We start from the raw sequence: 17786 nt of genomic DNA, 5'->3' as shown, positions 1-17786 counted from the left end.
TGATATAGCACTGTCGACAGAATGACGCAAGTGTGCTAAACAGATTTTCTAGCCGATTGCTCAAAGGAGAGGTGCGATGGCCGACCACCGTGGCGACCCGGGTGCCCCCTCGTCCAACCATGGTGTGTACGGCATTTCGGTGGCGGCTGAATTGTCCGGGATCGCGGTGCAGTCGCTGCGGCTCTACGAGCGCTACGGCCTGATCACACCGGCCCGCAGCCGCGGCGGAACGCGCCGGTATAGCGCCGACGACCTGATGCGCCTCAGGCGCATCAGTGAGCTGGTCGATTCCGGGGTCAACCTGGCCGGCGTCGCGCGCATCCTCGATCTGGAGGACCACAACGCCACGCTGTCGGCGGCGAACACGGACCTGAGGTCCACCAACCGCAGCTTGCGTGAGGCCGCGAAGACGGCCAAGCCCGTCGACCCCGGCACCCGGTAGACCGCACCGCGGATTGCATCGGCCGACGCCGGGTACCCGTCCCGCTGTGCCTGTGAGGAGAAGCGATGGGTGAGTTGGCGGAAGCCGGTGCTCAGGTCGCCGGTAGCGCGCGGCAGGAAGCGGACGCCTACCGCGGCGACAACGACCGGCCGCTGGGCGGCTACCTGGCGGTGCTGGTCGTCTACGGCGTCGTGGTGACCGTTGCGGTGCTGGCCGCGCTGGTCAGCGGGCGCACGTTGCCGACGCGCTGGCGGGTCCAAGACCTGCTCCTGCTGACGCTGGGCACCCACAAACTGTCGCGCACCCTGACAAAGGACGCGGTGACCAGCCCGCTGCGCGCGCCCTTTACGCACTACCAGGGCACGGGCGGGCCCGCGGAGGTCCAGGAGGAGGTGCGTAAGCACAGCCAACTGAGGCACAGCCTGGGGGAGCTGCTGACCTGCCCGTTCTGTCTGGACATGTGGGTCGCCACGGGGTTTGCCATCGGCCTGGTGTTCGCACCCCGATTCACCCGGCTGATCGCGGGCGTGTTCACCGCCCTGGCCGGCGCGGACTTCCTGCAGCTCGCCTATGCGATGGCGCAGCAGTCGGCCGAAGGCTGAGCTCGCCGAAATCGGCTGCGTCAGCTCGTCTTCGGCATCGGAATACCTTCGCTGGCGGTGAATTGCGCGTCGCCCTCGGAGGACAACCCGATCGAGACCACCGAGCGGGTGAACAACGCGTCGGTCAAATACGCCAGCGACACCGCCCACCGGTTGACGCCCCGCGGAATCGCGTACAAGTGGTACGACCGGGTGACCGCTTTGGCGGGCAACCCGGACAGATGGATGTTGAGCGGGTTGGCCACCGCGTAGCGCGGTCCGAGGTCGACCACCAGGCCCAGGTTGCGGTGCTTGTATTCCTTGCTGCTGCCGTGACCGAGGCTGGCCGCGACGTTGCGGGCCAGCGCCTTGCCCTGCCGGGTGGCGTGTTGGGCGGTCGGCGGGGTGACCTTACCCGGCTGAGTCAGATCGGGAACCGCGGCCGCGTCACCCGCGGCGAACACCTCGGGGTGATCGGGCACCTGCAGGTCGGCCCGCACTGTGAGCCGGCCCTTTTCGGTCGGTAGTCCCAGGTTCTGGATCAACGGGGCGCCGGTCACCCCCGTGACCCAGGCGATGGTGCGCGTCTCGATGCGTGAATCATCGCTGAGCACAACGTGATCGGCGTGCGCCTCCTTGAGGGTGATGCCGAGCCGGACGTCGATGCCGCGCTTGCGCAACACCTTGAGCGCGGCGTCGCCCAGCTTCTTTCCCACCTCGGGCATCACCTGATCGGCCAGGTCCAGCAGCAGGAACCGGACCTCGGCGGGGTTGAAGCCCATCTGTTTGGCCGCCGCGTCCGCCAGCGCCCGCAGCTGGGCCACCAGCTCGGTGCCCGAATACGACGCGCCGACCACCACGACGGTGCGCCGGGCCGCGGCCACCCGGGGATCGTCCTCGATGTTGGCCAGCTCCAGCTGTTCGACGAAATGGTCTCGTAAATAGAGGGCCTCGGCGGTGGTCTTCAACCCGCGCGCGTGCCTGGCCAGCCCCGGGACATCGAACAACCGGGTCACCGATCCCGGGGTCAGGACCAGCCGGTCCCAGGACATGGAATGGCTTCGCTCTTCGGGATCGCAATAGGTCAGCGTGCGTCGGTCGAAGTCCACGGTGTCCACGCGGCCGCGCACCGCGCGGACGCCCTTGAGCGAATTGGCCAGTGGGACAGCAACAAAGCGGGCATCGACGACGCCACCGGCGACGTCGGGCAACAGCGGCGTGTACAGCATGTAGTCGACCGGCGAGATCATCGTGACGTCGACGGGTGCACGCCGTCGGCGCAGCGTCCGGGCCAGCCGACTGGCGCAGGTGAATCCGGTGAAGCCGCTTCCCACGATCACAATGGAGGTCACTGCCCCGAGTGTAGGCGGCGTTGAAGGGTGGGCCGCGACCCACATCCCCGGATCGCGGGGTTCCGGTAGCGAAAGGCATTGGCCAGGAGCGGGTTTGAGGCCGCTCGGGAGATTCAAGCCCTCGGTCTGCCCCCCATCGCCGGACTGGGTCCCACCGCACCCCTGGGCGTGTTCGTTAGGTGGCCTTGCGCTTCGCTGAATGGCTCATAGACTTCTGATTGGGCGTTGGCAATCGCAAAATGTCAATGTCACCGTGACCCTGTTGAAGGGGCTCCGCGGCCGGGACGGCCTTTGGAGGTGATGTTAATGCGAGACGGCACCGTCACCATCGCCGCCCAGCTCGTGGAGCTGGTGACGAATCTGGAGCGCGACGAGCGCGACACCGCGGCCGGGCTGCACGAGCTCATCGAAAACGGGGTGCACCACGTCTCCGGCGCCCAGTATGCGGGGATCACGCTGGCCGAGAAGAGCAGGTCGGTCAGCAGTGTCGCCGCCACGCATCGCTACCCGACGATCCTGGACGCAATTCAGAACAGGTTCAGCGAAGGGCCGTGCCTCGCCGCAGCCTGGGAGCACCACATCATGCACATCGCCGACCTGAACGCCGAACAGCGCTGGCTGCGCTACCGCCGGTATGCCCTCGAGCAGACCCCGATCCGCTCCATCCTGTCGTTCGAGTTGTTCGTCGACGGCAGCAGCATGGCCGCCCTCAACTTCTATGCGGATACCCCGCGCGCATTCAGCGCGGAGTCCGTGGAGCTCGGCACGGTGTACGCCACCCATATCGCGCTGGCCTGGTCGATGATGCGCCGCCAGGACCAATTCCGCAGCGCGCTCGCCTCGCGTGACGTCATCGGCCAGGCCAAGGGTGTGGTCATGGAACGGTTCAATCTCGATTCCGTCGAGGCGTTCGAACTGCTCAGGCGGCTCTCGCAACAATCCAACATCAGGCTGGTGGACGTCGCGGCCGCCCTCATCGACAGCGAACACCCGCTCAAGCATTGCCGACTGAAACGCTGAATCTGGTCGTCGGCGAGTGGTTTTCGCGGTATTCACTTCATCGGAAAGGGCGCGGGCCGACCCTCGGCGAGGTGCCGTCGCCGTGGTCGAGCATCCGGCTGGGTTCGTAGCCGTCGCCCCAGGCGTGGTATTCAGCGTCGCGTCGCCGATGGTGGTCCAAAACCCGGGCGAGCACCGGGTCGAAGTCGATGGTGACGCCGTTGTCCAGGCGCACATCCGCTTCGGTGATTTCCTGGACCGTCAGCACCACGGGCTCAACCCGTAGCAGTGCCGGACGCGGTTTCGACCGATGCGAGGCGGGTATCGCCCTTCACATGAAGGCTGTCACGTGGCACGGCAAACGCGATGTACGGGTGGACTCGGTGCCCGACCCGAAGATCGAGCAGCCCACCGATGCCATCATCGAGGTCACCTCGACCAACATCTGCGGATCCGACCTGCACCTCTACGAGATTCTCGGGGCATTCATGAACCCCGGGGACATCCTTGGCCACGAACCCATGGGAATCGTGCGGGAGGTTGGCACCGAGGCGGGCGACCTGAGGGTGGGGGACCGGGTCGTCATCCCGTTCCAAATCTCCTGCGGCAGTTGCCAGATGTGTAGTGAGAAGCTTTACACCCAGTGCGAGACCACCCAGGTGCGCGAGCAGGGCATGGGGGCGGCGCTGTTCGGTTATTCGGAGCTCTACGGCTCGGTCCCGGGCGGACAAGCCGAGCTGCTTCGCGTCCCGCAGGCGCAGTTCACTCACATCAAAGTTCCTGTGGGACCGCCGGATTCGCGGTTCGTCTATTTGTCGGACGTGCTGCCCACGGCATGGCAGGCGGTCGACTATGCCAACATTCCGGACGGTGGGTCGGTCACCGTGCTCGGGTTGGGACCCATCGGGGACATGGCGGCGCGGATCGCCGACCACCTGGGCTACCGCGTCATCGCCGTCGACCTGGTGCCCGAGCGGCTAGGTCGCGCGGCCAAACGCGGGATCCACACCATCGATTTGAGCCGGCTCGACGGCTCGCTCGGTGACGTGATCCGTGACCTGACCGACGGCCGGGGAACCGACTCGGTCGTCGAGGCGGTCGGCATGGAGGCGCACGGCTCTCCGGCGGCAAAACTGGCGCAACAGGTCGCCGGGCTGTTGCCCGATGCGCTCGGCAAACGGGTCATGCAAACCGCCGGCGTGGACCGGTTGTCCGCGTTGTACTCCGCCATCGACATCGTGCGGCGCGGCGGAACGATCTCGTTGATCGGCGTGTACGGCGGCATGGCCGACCCGCTGCCGATGCTCACCCTGTTCGACAAGCAGGTGACCTTGCGGATGGGGCAGGCCAACGTGAAGCGCTGGGTCGACGACATCATGCCGCTGCTCACCGATGAGGACCCGCTCGGTGTCGACAGCTTCGCCACCCACGTGCTGCCGCTGGATAAGGCACCGCACGCCTACGACATCTTCCAGAAGAAACAGGACGGTGCGGTGAAGGTCATACTCAAGCCGTGATCGTTTATGGCCCAATGCTTTCCGATTAGTCCCGGCAACAGGGTGCGCGGTGCACAGTTTGACGGTTGTGTAAGCAGGGTATTGAAAACGCCATGACCACCGCAGACGCTCTCGCTCCCACGCCCACCGGAGAGGTGTGGCCGGGCAGGGCCTACCCGCTGGGCGCGACCTACGACGGCGCGGGCACCAATTTCGCCGTGTTCAGCGAGGTGGCCGAGCGGGTGGAGCTGTGCCTGTTCGACGCTGAGGGCGCCGAGAGCCGCGTGACGCTGCCGGAGGTCGACGGCTTCATCTGGCACGCGTACATCCCCAACATCGAACCCGGTCAGCGCTACGGCTACCGCGTGTACGGTCCCTACGACCCGGCCGCGGGGCAGCGCTGCAACCCGAACAAGCTGCTGGTCGACCCCTATTCGAAAGCCATCGACGGTTCGTTCGAGTGGAACCAGTCGCTGTTCAGCTACAACTTCGGCGACCCCGACAGCCGCAACGACGACGACTCCGCCGCAAGCATGCCCAAGTCGGTGGTGATCAATCCGTACTTCGACTGGGGCAACGACCGGCCGCCGGACCGTCATTACGCCGACACCGTCGTCTACGAGGCGCACGTCAAGGGCATGACCCAGACCCATCCCGACATCCCCGAGCAGCTGCGCGGTACCTACGCCGGGGTGGCGCACCCGGTGATCATCGAGCACCTGCAGAGCCTGGGCGTCACGGCCATCGAACTGATGCCCGTGCACCATTTCGCCAACGATTCCACCCTGGTCGACAAGGGGCTGTCGAACTACTGGGGCTACAACACGATTGGCTTCTTCGCGCCCGACTTCAAGTACTCCAGCGCCACCACGCCGGGCGGGCAGGTGCAGGAGTTCAAGGCCATGGTGCGCTCGCTGCACGAAGCCGGCATCGAGGTCATCCTCGACGTGGTCTACAACCACACGGCCGAGGGCAATCACCTGGGCCCGACCCTGTCGATGCGCGGCATCGACAACGCCGCCTACTACCGGCTGGTCGAGGACGACAAGCAGTACTACATGGACTACACGGGCACCGGCAACAGCCTCAACGTCGGGCACCCGCACGCGCTGCAGCTGATCATGGATTCGCTGCGCTACTGGGTGACCGAGATGCACGTCGACGGCTTCCGCTTCGACCTGGCGGCCACGCTCGCCCGCGAGTTCTACGACGTCGACCGCCTGGCAACGTTTTTCGAACTCGTGCAACAGGATCCGACCGTCAGCCAGGTCAAGCTGATCGCCGAGCCGTGGGACGTCGGCCCTGGCGGATACCAGGTGGGCAACTTCCCGCCGCAGTGGACCGAGTGGAACGGCAAGTACCGCGATACCGTCCGCGACTTCTGGCGCGGCGAGCCCGCCACCCTCGACGAGTTCGCCTACCGGCTGTCCGGATCGGCCGATCTCTACGAGCACACCGCACGGCGGCCGGTGGCGTCGATCAATTTCGTCATCGCCCACGACGGCTTCACGCTGCGCGATCTGGTGTCCTACAACGAGAAGCACAACGAGGCCAACGGCGAGGACAACAACGACGGCGAGAGCCACAACCGGTCCTGGAACTGCGGAGCCGAGGGGCCCACCGACGACGAGCAGATCAACGACCTGCGCGCCCGCCAGCAGCGCAACTTCCTGACCACCCTGCTGTTGTCCCAGGGCGTGCCGATGATCTGCCATGGCGACGAACTCGGCCGCACCCAGAACGGCAACAACAACGGCTACTGCCAGGACAACGAGCTCACCTGGATCGACTGGTCCAGCGCCGACGCCGGACTGCTGGAGTTCACCCGCGCGGTGTCGGCGCTGCGCGCCGAGCACCCGGTGTTCCGCAGGCGCCGGTTCTTCTCCGGCAAACCGCTGGGCCGCCGTGGTCAGGACGGGCTGCCCGACATCGCCTGGTTCACCCCCGAGGGTGCGGAGATGACCGACGAGGACTGGGGCGCCGGATTCGCCAAGTCGGTCACCGTGTTCCTCAACGGTCACGGCATCCCCGACCGCGATGCGCGCGGGCAGCGGATGCTCGACGACTCCTTCCTGCTGTGCTTCAACGCCCACTACGAACCGATTGAATTCACCTTGCCGCCAAAGGAATTCGGTGCCGCCTGGCGGGTGGTGGTCTTCACCGGGCCCGAAGAGGCCACGCCCGCCGACGAGGTTCCCGGGGGAGGCACGTTCACCGTGGACGCGCACACCGCCGTGGTGCTGCAGGCCCCCGACGGCGACTGACGCTCGCCCAGTGACAAGATCTCGGCCGGTGAGCCCGCGGGCCGGGTCGGCGCCGAAACGATGCGCCGGTGTATGACGACACTGTCGTCGGGAGCGACAAGCCGTCGGCCGCCTCCGCATTCATGGGTATGCGCGGCGCGGCGGGATTGATCTTGACGAAAATGCGATATTGGTCGTCGCTTTTGCGGATCATTGATGGCGTCGAACCGCTCGGCGTCGCCCCAGGATCAGCGGTCCAGAAGCCGCCCGGCAAAGAAGGGACAGTCGATGGACAGGCCGGGTCCTGCGTTGGGCGCGGAAACGGCGGTGACCCGGTGCGGCCAGGCGGTCGTCGTCGTCGTCCTTACCGTCGCCGCATCAAACTGGCTGGGCTGGACGACCGGCATCGAGCAGTTGAAACGAATCTATCCGACCTGGCCGGAAATGATGCCGTGGACCGGGCTGTGGCTCGCTGCACTGGGTCTGGCGATTCTGGCGCAACTCGGGCATCCATCGTCGCGAAGCATATGGGCCGGGCGCGTCCTGGCCGTAGCGGTGGGCGCGTTTGCGGTCATCGTGCTCGCGGAGTACGCGGCCGGCAGATCGTTCGCGCTCGACACGGTCTGGTTTGGCGATGAGGTTGGCTTGCACCAATGGTCCTGGCCCGGGCGCCCGAGCGCCCAGACGGCTTCATCAGTGCTGCCTTTGGCGACGGCGATCGCATTGGTACGAGTAGACCGCGGGGCGCGCGTGGTCTGGCCTGTCTGCATCCTGGGTGGCGCGGCTGTGCCGTTTGTCATGGTGGCGGCCTACTTGTTTGATGCATTGGCGCTGGTGGGCGTCTCGCCTTCGAAGGGCCAGGCGTTCCTGTCGGCGTCGACTCTGCTGCTTCTCGTCGCCGCGACCTCGTTGGCACGTCGCGATCGGTTTCCGCTTTCCTGGCTCCTGGCCCGCCCGGACCGGCGGTCGCTGGTCCGGTTGGTCGCCATCCTCGCCAGTTTCCCGCTTGTCGTGGCCCTGGCGAGGCCGATCTTCCTGGAGCTCGGCCTGGACGAGCACGCCGAGTGGACCTTCTCGATACTGCTGGGCACCGCGGTCGTTGGCGCGGTCACCTTCTACTTCAGTCAGCGTGAACAGAAACTGCTGATGGAGAAGGAGATAATCAACAACCAGCGCGCTTATGCGGAGATGCGCTATCGCGTCCTCGCCGATAATGCCGTGGACATCAAGGTTCACCTCCGCGGCGGCGAGGTCGTGTGGGTGTCACCAGCCGCGGAGGTTGCGCTGGGAGGCCGGTGGACCGGCTCCGAGTTCGCCCGGCACGTCCACCCCGAGGACCGCGAAGGCCTAAAAGCCGCCCTGGACAGGATTGCGGGCGGTGAGTGGGTCCGCCAACGGTTCCGAGCGTGCTCGGACGAGGGTGAATACCACTGGGTCGATGCCCACGGTAAGCCCTACGTCGACGAGCACGGCAACACCGATGGGTTGATAGCCTCGCTCCGCGTCGTCGACGACCAGGTCGAGGCCGAACAGCGCCTGGAACGGTTGGCGCGGTTCGACACGTTGACCGGGCTGGTCAACCGGGCCGAGACCCTCAGCCGGCTCGAGTCCGAATTGGCGCAGCCGCAACCCGCGGGAACGCACGTCGGCGTCCTGTTCTGCGACGTCGACCACTTCAAGGCGATCAACGACACGTGGGGGCACGGCATCGGGGACTTCGTGCTGGCAACCCTGGCGGCGCGGATTCGGACGAGCGTTCGTCGCGGCGACACGGTCGGGCGGACGGGGGGTGACGAGATACTGGTGTTGTTGCCCGGCGTGCGCAGCCCCGGCGAGCTCGCCCAGATTGCGGAAAAGATTCGCAGCAGGGTCGCCGAACCGATCCACTTGTCCGGCAACATGATTCGCGCAACGTTGAGCATCGGTGCCGCGCTTGCCGACACCGGCGACTCCGTTGACGCCATCACTGCCCGAGCGGACGCCGCCATGTACCGGGCCAAGTTGAGTGACCGGAAAACAGTCGTTCCGAATTAAGCGGCTGAGTGACCACGACGCGACGCGCCGCATCCGGTAGGTTTCTGGCGACAGCGTCTTGCGTTACAGGAGAGGGCAAATATGTCAAGGACAGTGGTGGTCGGCGCCTCCAGTGGGCTGGGGCGTTGCATAGGCGTCGGCCTTGCGCAGCGTGGCGATCAGGTGGCGCTGCTGGCCCGGCGCCGGGAGCGCATCGAAGCCGCGGCCAAGGACGCCGGCCCGAACGCGATCGCCGTCGAGTGCGACGTCACCGATCAGGCGTCCTGCCGCTCGGCCATTGATCGTGCCGCCGAGACCCTCGGCGGCATCGACAACCTCGTGTACACACCCGCCGTCGGCCCGCTGGTCCGCATGGTCGACACCGACGCCGACACCTGGCGGCGCATCTTCGACACCAACGTCATCGGCGCGTCGCTGGTGACGGCGGCGGCGGTGCCGCACCTGACCGCGTCGGCCGGCAAGGCGGTGTACCTGTCCTCCGACGCCGGCACCTTCGGGCCGCCGTGGCCGGGGCTGGGCGCATACGGCGTCAGCAAGGCCGCGCTGGAACGGCTCGTGGAAGCGTGGCGGGCCGAACACTCCGACATCGGCTTCACCAATCTGATCGTCGGCGAGTGCGCGGGCGGCGAAGGCGACGGCCAGACCGGCATGAACGAGGGCTGGGACATGGATCTCGCGATGAAGGCCGTCCCGCTGTGGTCGTCGCGCGGCTGCATGCCCGGCAAGCTGATGCCCGTCGAGGACCTGATCGACGTCGTGCACACCATCCTGCGCACCAACGCCTCGACCTCTATGCCGCTGGTGGTCGCCCGCGGCGCGCCGGCCAGCCCGGCCGCGTTCGCCGAGGCCAACCAGTCTTAGGCGCGGCCGAGCTTCTCCTTGGCCAGGTCGGTGAGGAAGCGCGCCGCCGACGTGGGCCGGAAGGCTAGCGCCGCCTCGGTGAGCGCGTCACGCGATGCGGTCGGCAGCTCGATATCGGCGGCGGCGACGTTGAACTCGAGCTGCTCGACGCTGGACGCGCCGGGAATGGCGACCACGCCGGGGTAGCTGATCAGCCAGGCCAGCGCCACCTGTGCCGGTTTCGCGTCGACGTCCTTGGCGACGTCGCGCAACAGCTGCAGCAGCGGCTCGACGCGGCGCAGGTTTTCGGTGCCGAACAGCGAGTTCACCGCGCGGACGCCGCCCGGGCGGTTGTCGACGCCGTATTTGCCGCCCAGCAGCCCCTGCTCCAACGGGCTGTAGGCGATCACGATGCGGTTCTCCCGCTCGGCGAACGGCACCAGGTTCTTCAGCGCCTTCGGGTAGGCGAGCGAGAAGTGCACCTGGTTGCTGATCACCGGCCGGCCCAGCGCGGCGTCGGCCTTCTGCCACCGCTGCAGCGAATAGTTCGAGACGCCGGCCGCGCCGATCTTGCCGCTGTCGAGTAGGTCGCGCATGCCCGGCATGATCACCGAATCGGGGAACACCGGGTTGGGCTGATGAATCTGGTACAGCGGGATGCGGTCCAGACCCAGTCGCTGCGCGCTGGCGCGGGCGCGCTGCTTGACGACGGCGGGGAAGGGTGCGACCGGCATGATCTTGCTGGCCACCGCGACGTCGGCGCGCTCGTCACCGAGCGCCTCGCCCAGGATCCGCTCGCTCTTGCCCAGGCCGTAGACCTCGGCGGTGTCGAACAGCGTGACCCCGAGGGCGCGGGCGCGGCGCACGATATCGCCCGCGGCGCCGGCCGCGTAGCTGTCCCCGTAACCCCACTCGCGTGAACCGAATTGCCAGGTGCCCAGGCCGATTCGGCTGACCCGCCCGACCCCGTCGACGTCGACGAATTTCATCCGCCCAGCCTACTTAGCCGGCGGCCGATGCGCGCGGGGCGCTCAGCCGGGGATCTTGCCGAGGATGTAGTTGGCGATGCTGACGGCCGCCGCGCGGGGCGACGCGCTGTCCGTGGTGCCGCTGGCGGACACGTTCAGGTCGATGACGACGTTCGCCTTCGCCGCGATCGCCCGGGCCGAGCGCACCTGGATGCCCTTGGGCGTCAGGTCCAGGGTGGTGATGCCGTTGCCGGCGTCGGCGGGCTCGCTCACCGACATGGGGATCGGCTGCCCGCCGGGAGCGCTCACGGTGACGGTCGAGCCGCCGCACTTGTGCCACCCCGACAGCAGGGTGCCCAGCTGCGCCTGGGCCGCGCCCGGATCGCGGAACGCCGCCACGCCCTGGATGACCTGCATGGACTTCATCATGCTGCGCGTGTCGGTGAACTCGCCGGCGTGATACCCGGCCAGCGCCCCGGGGGTGTACGCGTCCGGGCTGCCGGCGGCGATGCTTTCCCAGCACTCCGGGCGGTCGATGCTGCCGTCGTCCGGCGACCGGCCGGGGCTGTTCCAGGTCGGGCCGACGTCGAGGTTCGCGTCGGCGGTGATGTTGCGCAGCGCGTCGAGCCCGGGCAACAGGGTGGCGATGGTCTCCGGTGGAACCGTCGGCGGCGGGGGTCCGGGCGTCGTGCTGGAGCCGGGTGCCGCCCGGTGTGACGAGGTCGACCCGGCCAGCGTTGCCCAGCCGGCCAGGGCGACGACCGCCAACATGATGAAGATGTACGACAGCGTCACGCCGACCAGGGCGCGGTCCCGGCCGAGTTCGCCGGTGCGGCGGATCTGTGCCAGCCCGAGATGTCCCAGGACCGCCCCCAGGGGCGCGAACAGGAACGCGAAAACCAGCGACAGCGTCGCCATGGTGTTGATTGGAGGGCGATAGGGCGCGGGTGCGGGCGGCGGCGGCGGTATGGCGGGCGGCTGAATGGCGGGCGGTTGCACGTCGGGTGGCGGGACACGGCCAAGCGGGTCGTAGCTCAGCGGGTTCTGCCAATACGGGTCCTGCGGGTTGGTCACCCCAGTGCCTCCTTACCGGCCGAACCTGCCCGAAATGTAGCCGACGAGGGCCCTCCCCTAAACCGGGACCGTCACAGCCGCGGCTTGGCGATGCCGACCACGTAGGGCGTGTGCGCGAAGGTGAGGTAGACCCGATGCGGCCCGACGGCCATGCCCGAGAGTGCGGCCGCCTGCGCGTCGGGCGGCAACCCCGACCGATAATCGATGCTGCGGAGGATCGGGATTCGCCCGTCGGGAAAGCCGGTGAAGCTCGCCGTTTCGAGGGTCACCAGCTCGTGGTCGGTGGCGGCGTAGATCCTGGTGTCGTCGGTGCCGAGTTCGCGGATCGGCGACGGCAACCGCGTGCTGGCCAGCTCCTCCAATCCGTGTCCGCCGCGGCGGGAATCGATCGCATGCAGCGTGCCGTCGTCGCGGCCGGCGACATAGCTGCGGGTCACCGCGGTGCCGTCACCGGCCGAGACCGCGACGTCGAAGTCCAGTGAGCCGCGTTGCGCCGCCGGCGACGACGTCCCCTGGAAATGGCGGATGCCCGACGATCCGAACAGGTGATAGTCGAGCTCGCGGCCGCGGTTCGCGCCGTCGATCGTGTCGGCGCTCGTGCCGGTGACCGCGGTGGGGAGCTTGCGGTAGCCGTACTGGTCTACCGGTGTCACCGCCGTCCCGTCCGACGACAGCGCCAGCAGCATCCGCAATCCCGCGTCCTCAGATAGATAGGCCGGCGCCGGTCCGGCGTCGAAATCGCTGACCTGGCGCAGACTTTGCAGGTCGACCACGGCCACCCTGCCGCGATCGGGCTGCGGCACGAAGACGTCGCCCTCGTCCTTCCGGCTGATCTGCAGATTGCGCCCGGACGCCATGGGTGCGGAGAACCTTGTCTTGGCGTCGCCGCCCCGCTCGCCGGCGGTGACCTCGGCCAGCCGGTGATCGTCGGTGAGCGCGAGCAATGCCTGCATTCGGTAGGACCACACCGGCTCGTGCAACGCGGCGCCGGTTCGCCAGAGTTCGACGTCGGGCGCGGATTCCAACGACGATCCGGGATGCGAACACCCGGTGGTTATCGCGGCCGCCGCGACCGCTCCGACGACCCCGCAGCGCAGCAGCGCCCGCGTGCGCTGGCCCGCGCGGAGACCCATTCCGGCGCCCATCGACCGCGTGCTCCTTTCGCCGTTTGTCCAGGACATACCCCCTACGGGCACGGCCACACCCCGTTTGACGGTCGGAATCGTCGGGTAGCCGTTTCAGCGAGCGCGCACAGCCCTGCGCGTCCAACCAAGATGGGAGGGACACTGTGGCACCGACCGCCATCAAGTCGCCCACCGACGTGGTCGACTTCCTCGTCAGTCAGCACGAGCAGATCAAGGCGATGTTCGCCGAAACCCTGGCGGCATCCGGGAAGGCCCGCGAGAAGGCGTTCGTCGAACTACGCCGGATGCTCGCCGTGCACGAGACCGCGGAGGAAGAGATCATTCACCCCCGCGCCAAGCGCAAGATCGCCAACGGCACCGCCGTGGTGGATGAGCGGCTGCACGAAGAGCACGAGGCCAAGACCGTTCTGCAGAAGCTGGAGAAGCTCGACGTCGACAGCGAGGAGTTCACTCGCGAATTGACGAAGCTGCGCCACGCCGTGGTCGAACACGCCGAGCACGAGGAGCACGACGAATTCGCCAAGCTGGGTGAGGAATTGAGCGGCGAGGAGCTCGAACGCATGGGCCGCGCCGCCAAGCTCGCCGAGGCGATCGCCCCCACCCGCCCGCACGCCGGCGTGGAATCCCAAGTGGCCAACCTGGCCGCCGGGCCGTTCGCCGCGATGCTCGATCGGGCCCGCGACGCCATCATCGGCAAGGGCTGACCAAGCCGCCCAAGGCGTGGGTACCCCCGCTCGGTGGGGGAGCGGGGGCACCCACGGCCTTCATCTGATCATGGCCGCAACATCGAACGCACCTGGGGCCGCCCGCTACCTCCCGCAGGAGCGCGGCCTCGACGCGCTGCGCGATGCGGCCGAAACCTGCCACGGCTGTTCGCTTTTCGAGGATGCCACCCAAACGGTGTTCGGCAACGGCCATCCCGGGGCGCCGATCATGCTGGTGGGTGAGCAGCCCGGCGACCAGGAGGACCGCGCCGGCGAGCCGTTCGTGGGCCCGGCCGGACGACTGCTCGCCCGCGCCCTCGAGGACGCCGGGATCGACCCGGCGATGGTCTATGAGACCAACGCCGTCAAGCACTTCAAGTTCACCCGCAAGGGCGGCAAGCGGCGCATCCACCAAAAACCGGGCCGCACCGAAGTGGTCGCCTGCCGGCCCTGGCTGATCGCCGAGATCGAGGCGGTGCGACCGAAGGTCATCGTGTGCCTGGGCGCCACCGCCGCACAGTCGTTGCTGGGAGCCACATTTCGGGTATCCACCCAGCGCGGCCAGCGACTGCGGCTGCCCTCCACCGTCGATGTCGACCTGACACCCGAGCCGACCCTTGTGGCGACGGTTCATCCCTCGTCGGTGTTGCGCGATCGCAGCGACCGGCATGACGAGGTCTATAAGGCGTTCGTCGACGACCTGCGCAGCGCGGGCGCAGGGCTGGGACAAGCGGGGCTGAGTTGACCCGTTGCGGTCAACTCTTCTTGTGCGGCAAGAACTCCTGGACCTTGGTCTTCAGGCCGACCTTGACGAAGCCCACGCGATCCTCGTCACCGGAGAGCACCGCCGTGGTCGCCGACTTGAACTGCTCCCATGTCGCGTGCGGCGGGATGGGCGGCATGTCGGGGTCGGTGTAGACGTCGAGCACGGTGGGCCGATCCGCAGACAGCGCCTTGCGCCACGCGTCCGACAACTCCTCCGGGTCCTTGATGGCCACGGCACTCAGGCCCAGGCTGGCGGCGAACGCGGCGAAGTCGATATCCGGAAGATTCTGCGACTCAGCGAATTTCGGCGCACCGGCCATGGCGCGCATCTCCCAGGTCACCTGGTTGAGATCGTTGTTGTGCAGGATCGCGATGATCAGGCGGGGGTCTTTCCACTCGTTCCAGTACCGCTTGATCGTGATCAGTTCGGCCATGCCGTTCATCTGCATGGCGCCGTCGCCGGCGAACACGATGACGGGCCGGTCCGGGTGGCCGAACTTGGCGCCGATGCCGTACGGAACCCCGGGACCCATGGTGGCCAGCGTGCCCGACAGCGAACCTCGCATGTGGCCGCGGAAGCGCAGGTTGCGCGCGTACCAGTTGGCCGAGGAGCCGGAATCGGCGGTGACAATGGCATTTTCGGGAAGCAGCGGCGACAGCTCGGAGAAGAGTCGCAGCGGATTGACCGGGTGGGCGCTGACCATCGCTTCCTTTTCCATGGTCTCCCACCAGCGGGCCACGGTCTTCTCGATGCCCTCGCGCCAGGAGCGGTCCTCCTTGCGGCGCAGGTGCGGGATCAGCGCCCGCAATGCGGTTTTCGCGTCGGCGACCAGGTTGACCTCGTACGGGTAGCGCATGCCGATCATCCGGCCGTCGACGTCGATCTGCACCGCGCGGGCCTGACCGAATTCCGGCAGGAACTGCGTGTACGGGAAGCTGGAGCCGACCGTCAGCAGCGTGTCACAGTCGCGCATCATCTCGTAGCTCGGCCGGGTGCCCAGCAGTCCGATCGAGCCGGTGACCCAAGGCAATTCGTCGGAAAGCACGTCCTTGCCCAACAACGCCTTCGCCGCGCCCGCGCCGAGCAGGTCGGCGACTTCCGCCAGCTCTTGGTGGGCGCCGCGGGCGCCGGTGCCCACCAGGATGGCGACCTTCTTGCCGGCGTTGAGCACGTCGGCCGCGCGCGCGATGGCGGTGTCGTCGGGGGCGATGTCCGGGTACTCGATGCCGAGGCTGGAGGGCACCATCTTGAACGCGTGCTCGGGCGGCGAGTACGGCAGCTCTTGGACGTCACTGGGAATGATCAGCGCTGTCGGCGCCCGCTGCGTCATCGCGATCCGGATCGCGCGGTCCAGCACGTTGGGCAATTGTTCGGGGACGGTGACCATTTGGACGTAATCGCTGGCGACGTCCTTGAAGAGGTTCAGCAGGTCGACCTCCTGCTGGTAGTTCCCGCCCATGGCGCTGCGGTTGGTCTGACCCACGATGGCCACCACCGGAACATGGTCGAGTTTGGCGTCGTAGAGGCCGTTCAGGAGATGGATCGCGCCGGGACCGGATGTGGCGGCACAGACGCCGACCCGGCCGGTGAACTTCGCGTAGCCGACCGCTTCGAAGGCACTCATCTCCTCGTGGCGCGACTGGATGAACTTGGGCTTGTTGTCTGCGCGACCCCACGCCGCGAGCAGCCCGTTGATGCCGTCGCCGGGGTACCCGAATACATGTTCAACGCCCCACGCCCGCAAGCGCTCTAGCAGATAGTCGGAAACCTCTTTTTTGGACATGTTCTCCCTCCTCGGCAGACGGTCCTCGGTGCTGGCGGATGGGCATGTGTGGCTATTGTTTGAACCACCCGCACGGCGGCGCCATCGAGTCGGGGGCCAACCGGTGGCGGCCGCCGCTGACAGACGTGACCCACGCAGGCTGCCGCTACGAGGGCGGCTTGGGCACTTCCCACAGGAGCCCGATTACCCGCATTCGCCGTTGTTATTCGCTCAAACGCGGGGGGCCAGGCGACTCTCAGCCAGTTTTCAGCTGGCGATTGTCTATGGTTCAGGCGGTCTTGGGCAGGGCGGATGATCCGGAAGCGCTGTGGCCCTTGGCCACTCGCCGGATCAGCATTCGGGTCGCCTTGTCCAGGATGTCCTGGGCCACATCGGGTTTGCGGGCGCGTTCGGCGCGGCGCGCCGCCGCGGCGATGGTGAGCCCCTGCTCGTAACCGGTGACGACGCGCGGGTCCACGTAGGAACCACGCGCGACGGCCGGAGTGTTGCCAAGTTCCTCGGCCACCTCTTTCATCACCGCGGATTCGATGCGCTTGGCGACGCGGCGCGACACCGGTGGGTCGGCGTCGGCGAACGCCGCGGCCGCCAGCACCGTCCCATGCCAGGTCCGCAGGTCCTTGACGGTGTATTCGGCGCCGACCAGCTCCTTGAATCGGTCGTTGAGATCGCCGGCACGCACATCCAGCCACCCGGATGCGTTGCGGCACACCAGCAGTCGCTCGGTGCGGTTGGGCCGGCGCATCAGCGCACGCACCGCCCGTACCACTTCGGGATCCTCGATCTCCACGGTGCGGCGGACCCCGCTCTTGGCGGGGAAATCGAACTCGACCGCGTCGCGCCGGACCACCACGTGCTCACATAACAGGGTGGACAGGCCGTAGGACTCGTTTTCCTCGGCGTATTGCTCACCGCCGGCGCGAAAGTACCCGCGATCGAGCAGCCGCAGCGCGAGGGCCAATACCCGCTTGCGGGTCAAGCCCTTCCGCGTCAGGTCCTTGGCGATCTCGGTGCGCCACGCCGGTAGCCGGGTGGACAGTTCGAGCACGCGGTCGAACTTCTCCTCGGCGCGTTCCTGCTGCCAGGCGGGGTGGTACAGATACTGACGGCGGCCGGCAGCGTCGACACCCACGGCCTGAATGTGGCCGTTGCTATACGGCGAAATCCATACCTTCTTCCAGGCCGGTGGAATAACCAGGTCCTTGATGCGCTGCAGGGTTTGCGGATCCGACAGCACCTTGCCGTCCGGCCGGTAATAGGAGAAACCAGTACCGCGTCGCTGGCGCGCGATACCAGGCTTGCTCAGCTCGCTACGGCGCAGCCGCATTCTCGCCCTCCAGTTCTGGTAGCTGACTGCACAAT

16 protein-coding genes are annotated in these 17786 nt (G+C 67.4%); 9 read left to right on the top strand and 7 right to left on the bottom strand.

Annotated elements, in window-relative coordinates:
- The first annotated feature begins 76 nt into the window (after positions 1-76).
- Together ACYQ8K_RS04050 and ACYQ8K_RS04045 are read left to right on the top strand one after the other, a co-directional pair.
- The gene (locus ACYQ8K_RS04050; RefSeq protein ID WP_459967022.1) at positions 77-442 is read left to right on the top strand and encodes a MerR family transcriptional regulator; all 366 of its coding nucleotides are present in this window, start codon (positions 77-79) and stop codon (positions 440-442) included.
- Between the two features lie 65 nt (positions 443-507).
- On the top strand, positions 508-1044 hold the full coding sequence (locus tag ACYQ8K_RS04045) for a DUF1360 domain-containing protein (RefSeq protein WP_459967023.1): 537 nt from the start codon (positions 508-510) through the stop codon (positions 1042-1044).
- Positions 1045-1064: 20 nt separating this feature from the next.
- On the opposite strand, the gene ACYQ8K_RS04040 is transcribed toward ACYQ8K_RS04045, so the two are convergent.
- Entirely contained in the window at positions 1065-2375 is a 1311-nt protein-coding gene (locus ACYQ8K_RS04040; protein ID WP_459967024.1) for an NAD(P)/FAD-dependent oxidoreductase, read from the bottom strand.
- Positions 2376-2681: 306 nt separating this feature from the next.
- Here ACYQ8K_RS04040 and ACYQ8K_RS04035 point away from each other — a divergent pair, with 306 nt between their 5' ends.
- Positions 2682-3395 (top strand): GAF and ANTAR domain-containing protein, encoded by a 714-nt coding sequence (locus ACYQ8K_RS04035; RefSeq protein ID WP_459967025.1) that lies wholly within the window; start codon positions 2682-2684, stop codon positions 3393-3395.
- A 37-nt stretch (positions 3396-3432) separates the two neighbouring features.
- On the opposite strand, the gene ACYQ8K_RS04030 is transcribed toward ACYQ8K_RS04035, so the two are convergent.
- Complete coding sequence (locus tag ACYQ8K_RS04030) at positions 3433-3645, bottom strand: hypothetical protein (protein ID WP_459967027.1); 213 nt, start codon at positions 3643-3645, stop codon at positions 3433-3435.
- Between the two features lie 64 nt (positions 3646-3709).
- Here ACYQ8K_RS04030 and ACYQ8K_RS04025 point away from each other — a divergent pair, with 64 nt between their 5' ends.
- The 4 genes from ACYQ8K_RS04025 to ACYQ8K_RS04010 all read left to right on the top strand — a co-directional run bounded on the left by ACYQ8K_RS04025 (position 3710) and on the right by ACYQ8K_RS04010 (position 10008).
- Positions 3710-4891, top strand: coding sequence for a zinc-dependent alcohol dehydrogenase (locus ACYQ8K_RS04025; protein WP_459967028.1), 1182 nt, complete (start codon positions 3710-3712; stop codon positions 4889-4891).
- A gap of 92 nt (positions 4892-4983) precedes the next feature.
- Positions 4984-7134: a glycogen debranching protein GlgX gene (gene glgX, locus ACYQ8K_RS04020; RefSeq protein ID WP_459967029.1), complete on the top strand. Its 2151-nt coding sequence runs from the start codon at positions 4984-4986 to the stop codon at positions 7132-7134.
- Between the two features lie 267 nt (positions 7135-7401).
- On the top strand, positions 7402-9147 hold the full coding sequence (locus ACYQ8K_RS04015) for a diguanylate cyclase domain-containing protein (protein ID WP_459967030.1): 1746 nt from the start codon (positions 7402-7404) through the stop codon (positions 9145-9147).
- A gap of 93 nt (positions 9148-9240) precedes the next feature.
- On the top strand, positions 9241-10008 hold the full coding sequence (locus ACYQ8K_RS04010; RefSeq protein WP_459967100.1) for an SDR family oxidoreductase: 768 nt from the start codon (positions 9241-9243) through the stop codon (positions 10006-10008).
- On the opposite strand, the gene ACYQ8K_RS04005 is transcribed toward ACYQ8K_RS04010, so the two are convergent.
- The 3 genes from ACYQ8K_RS04005 to ACYQ8K_RS03995 form a co-directional block, all read right to left on the bottom strand.
- Positions 10005-10976, bottom strand: a complete 972-nt coding sequence (locus ACYQ8K_RS04005; RefSeq protein ID WP_459967031.1) for an aldo/keto reductase — start codon at positions 10974-10976, stop codon at positions 10005-10007. The two genes, ACYQ8K_RS04010 and ACYQ8K_RS04005, sit on opposite strands and share 4 nt — an antisense overlap.
- Positions 10977-11018: 42 nt before the next feature.
- Positions 11019-12029 carry a sensor domain-containing protein gene (locus tag ACYQ8K_RS04000; protein WP_459967032.1) on the bottom strand — a complete coding sequence of 337 codons (1011 nt, stop codon included), beginning with the start codon at positions 12027-12029 and terminating at the stop codon, positions 11019-11021.
- Between the two features lie 71 nt (positions 12030-12100).
- A complete protein-coding gene (locus ACYQ8K_RS03995) occupies positions 12101-13174 on the bottom strand; it encodes a hypothetical protein (protein ID WP_459967033.1) in 1074 nt (357 codons plus the stop codon).
- A 143-nt stretch (positions 13175-13317) separates the two neighbouring features.
- On the opposite strand from ACYQ8K_RS03995, the gene ACYQ8K_RS03990 reads away from it, so the two are divergent.
- Both ACYQ8K_RS03990 and ACYQ8K_RS03985 read left to right on the top strand, forming a co-directional pair.
- Positions 13318-13878: a hemerythrin domain-containing protein gene (locus tag ACYQ8K_RS03990; RefSeq protein ID WP_459967034.1), complete on the top strand. Its 561-nt coding sequence runs from the start codon at positions 13318-13320 to the stop codon at positions 13876-13878.
- 70 nt (positions 13879-13948) lie between these two features.
- A complete protein-coding gene (locus ACYQ8K_RS03985) occupies positions 13949-14623 on the top strand; it encodes a UdgX family uracil-DNA binding protein (protein WP_459967035.1) in 675 nt (224 codons plus the stop codon).
- A 10-nt stretch (positions 14624-14633) separates the two neighbouring features.
- On the opposite strand, the gene ACYQ8K_RS03980 is transcribed toward ACYQ8K_RS03985, so the two are convergent.
- Together ACYQ8K_RS03980 and ACYQ8K_RS03975 are read right to left on the bottom strand one after the other, a co-directional pair.
- Positions 14634-16427 carry a thiamine pyrophosphate-requiring protein gene (locus ACYQ8K_RS03980; protein ID WP_459967036.1) on the bottom strand — a complete coding sequence of 598 codons (1794 nt, stop codon included), beginning with the start codon at positions 16425-16427 and terminating at the stop codon, positions 14634-14636.
- Positions 16428-16695: 268 nt separating this feature from the next.
- Complete coding sequence (locus ACYQ8K_RS03975; protein WP_459967038.1) at positions 16696-17751, bottom strand: DNA topoisomerase IB; 1056 nt, start codon at positions 17749-17751, stop codon at positions 16696-16698.
- Positions 17752-17786 lie beyond the last annotated feature (35 nt).

Source organism: Mycobacterium sp. MUNTM1 (assembly GCF_054660795.1).
The sequence above is the reverse complement of the archived record's forward strand: the minus strand, read 5'-3'. Positions and strand labels throughout refer to the sequence as shown.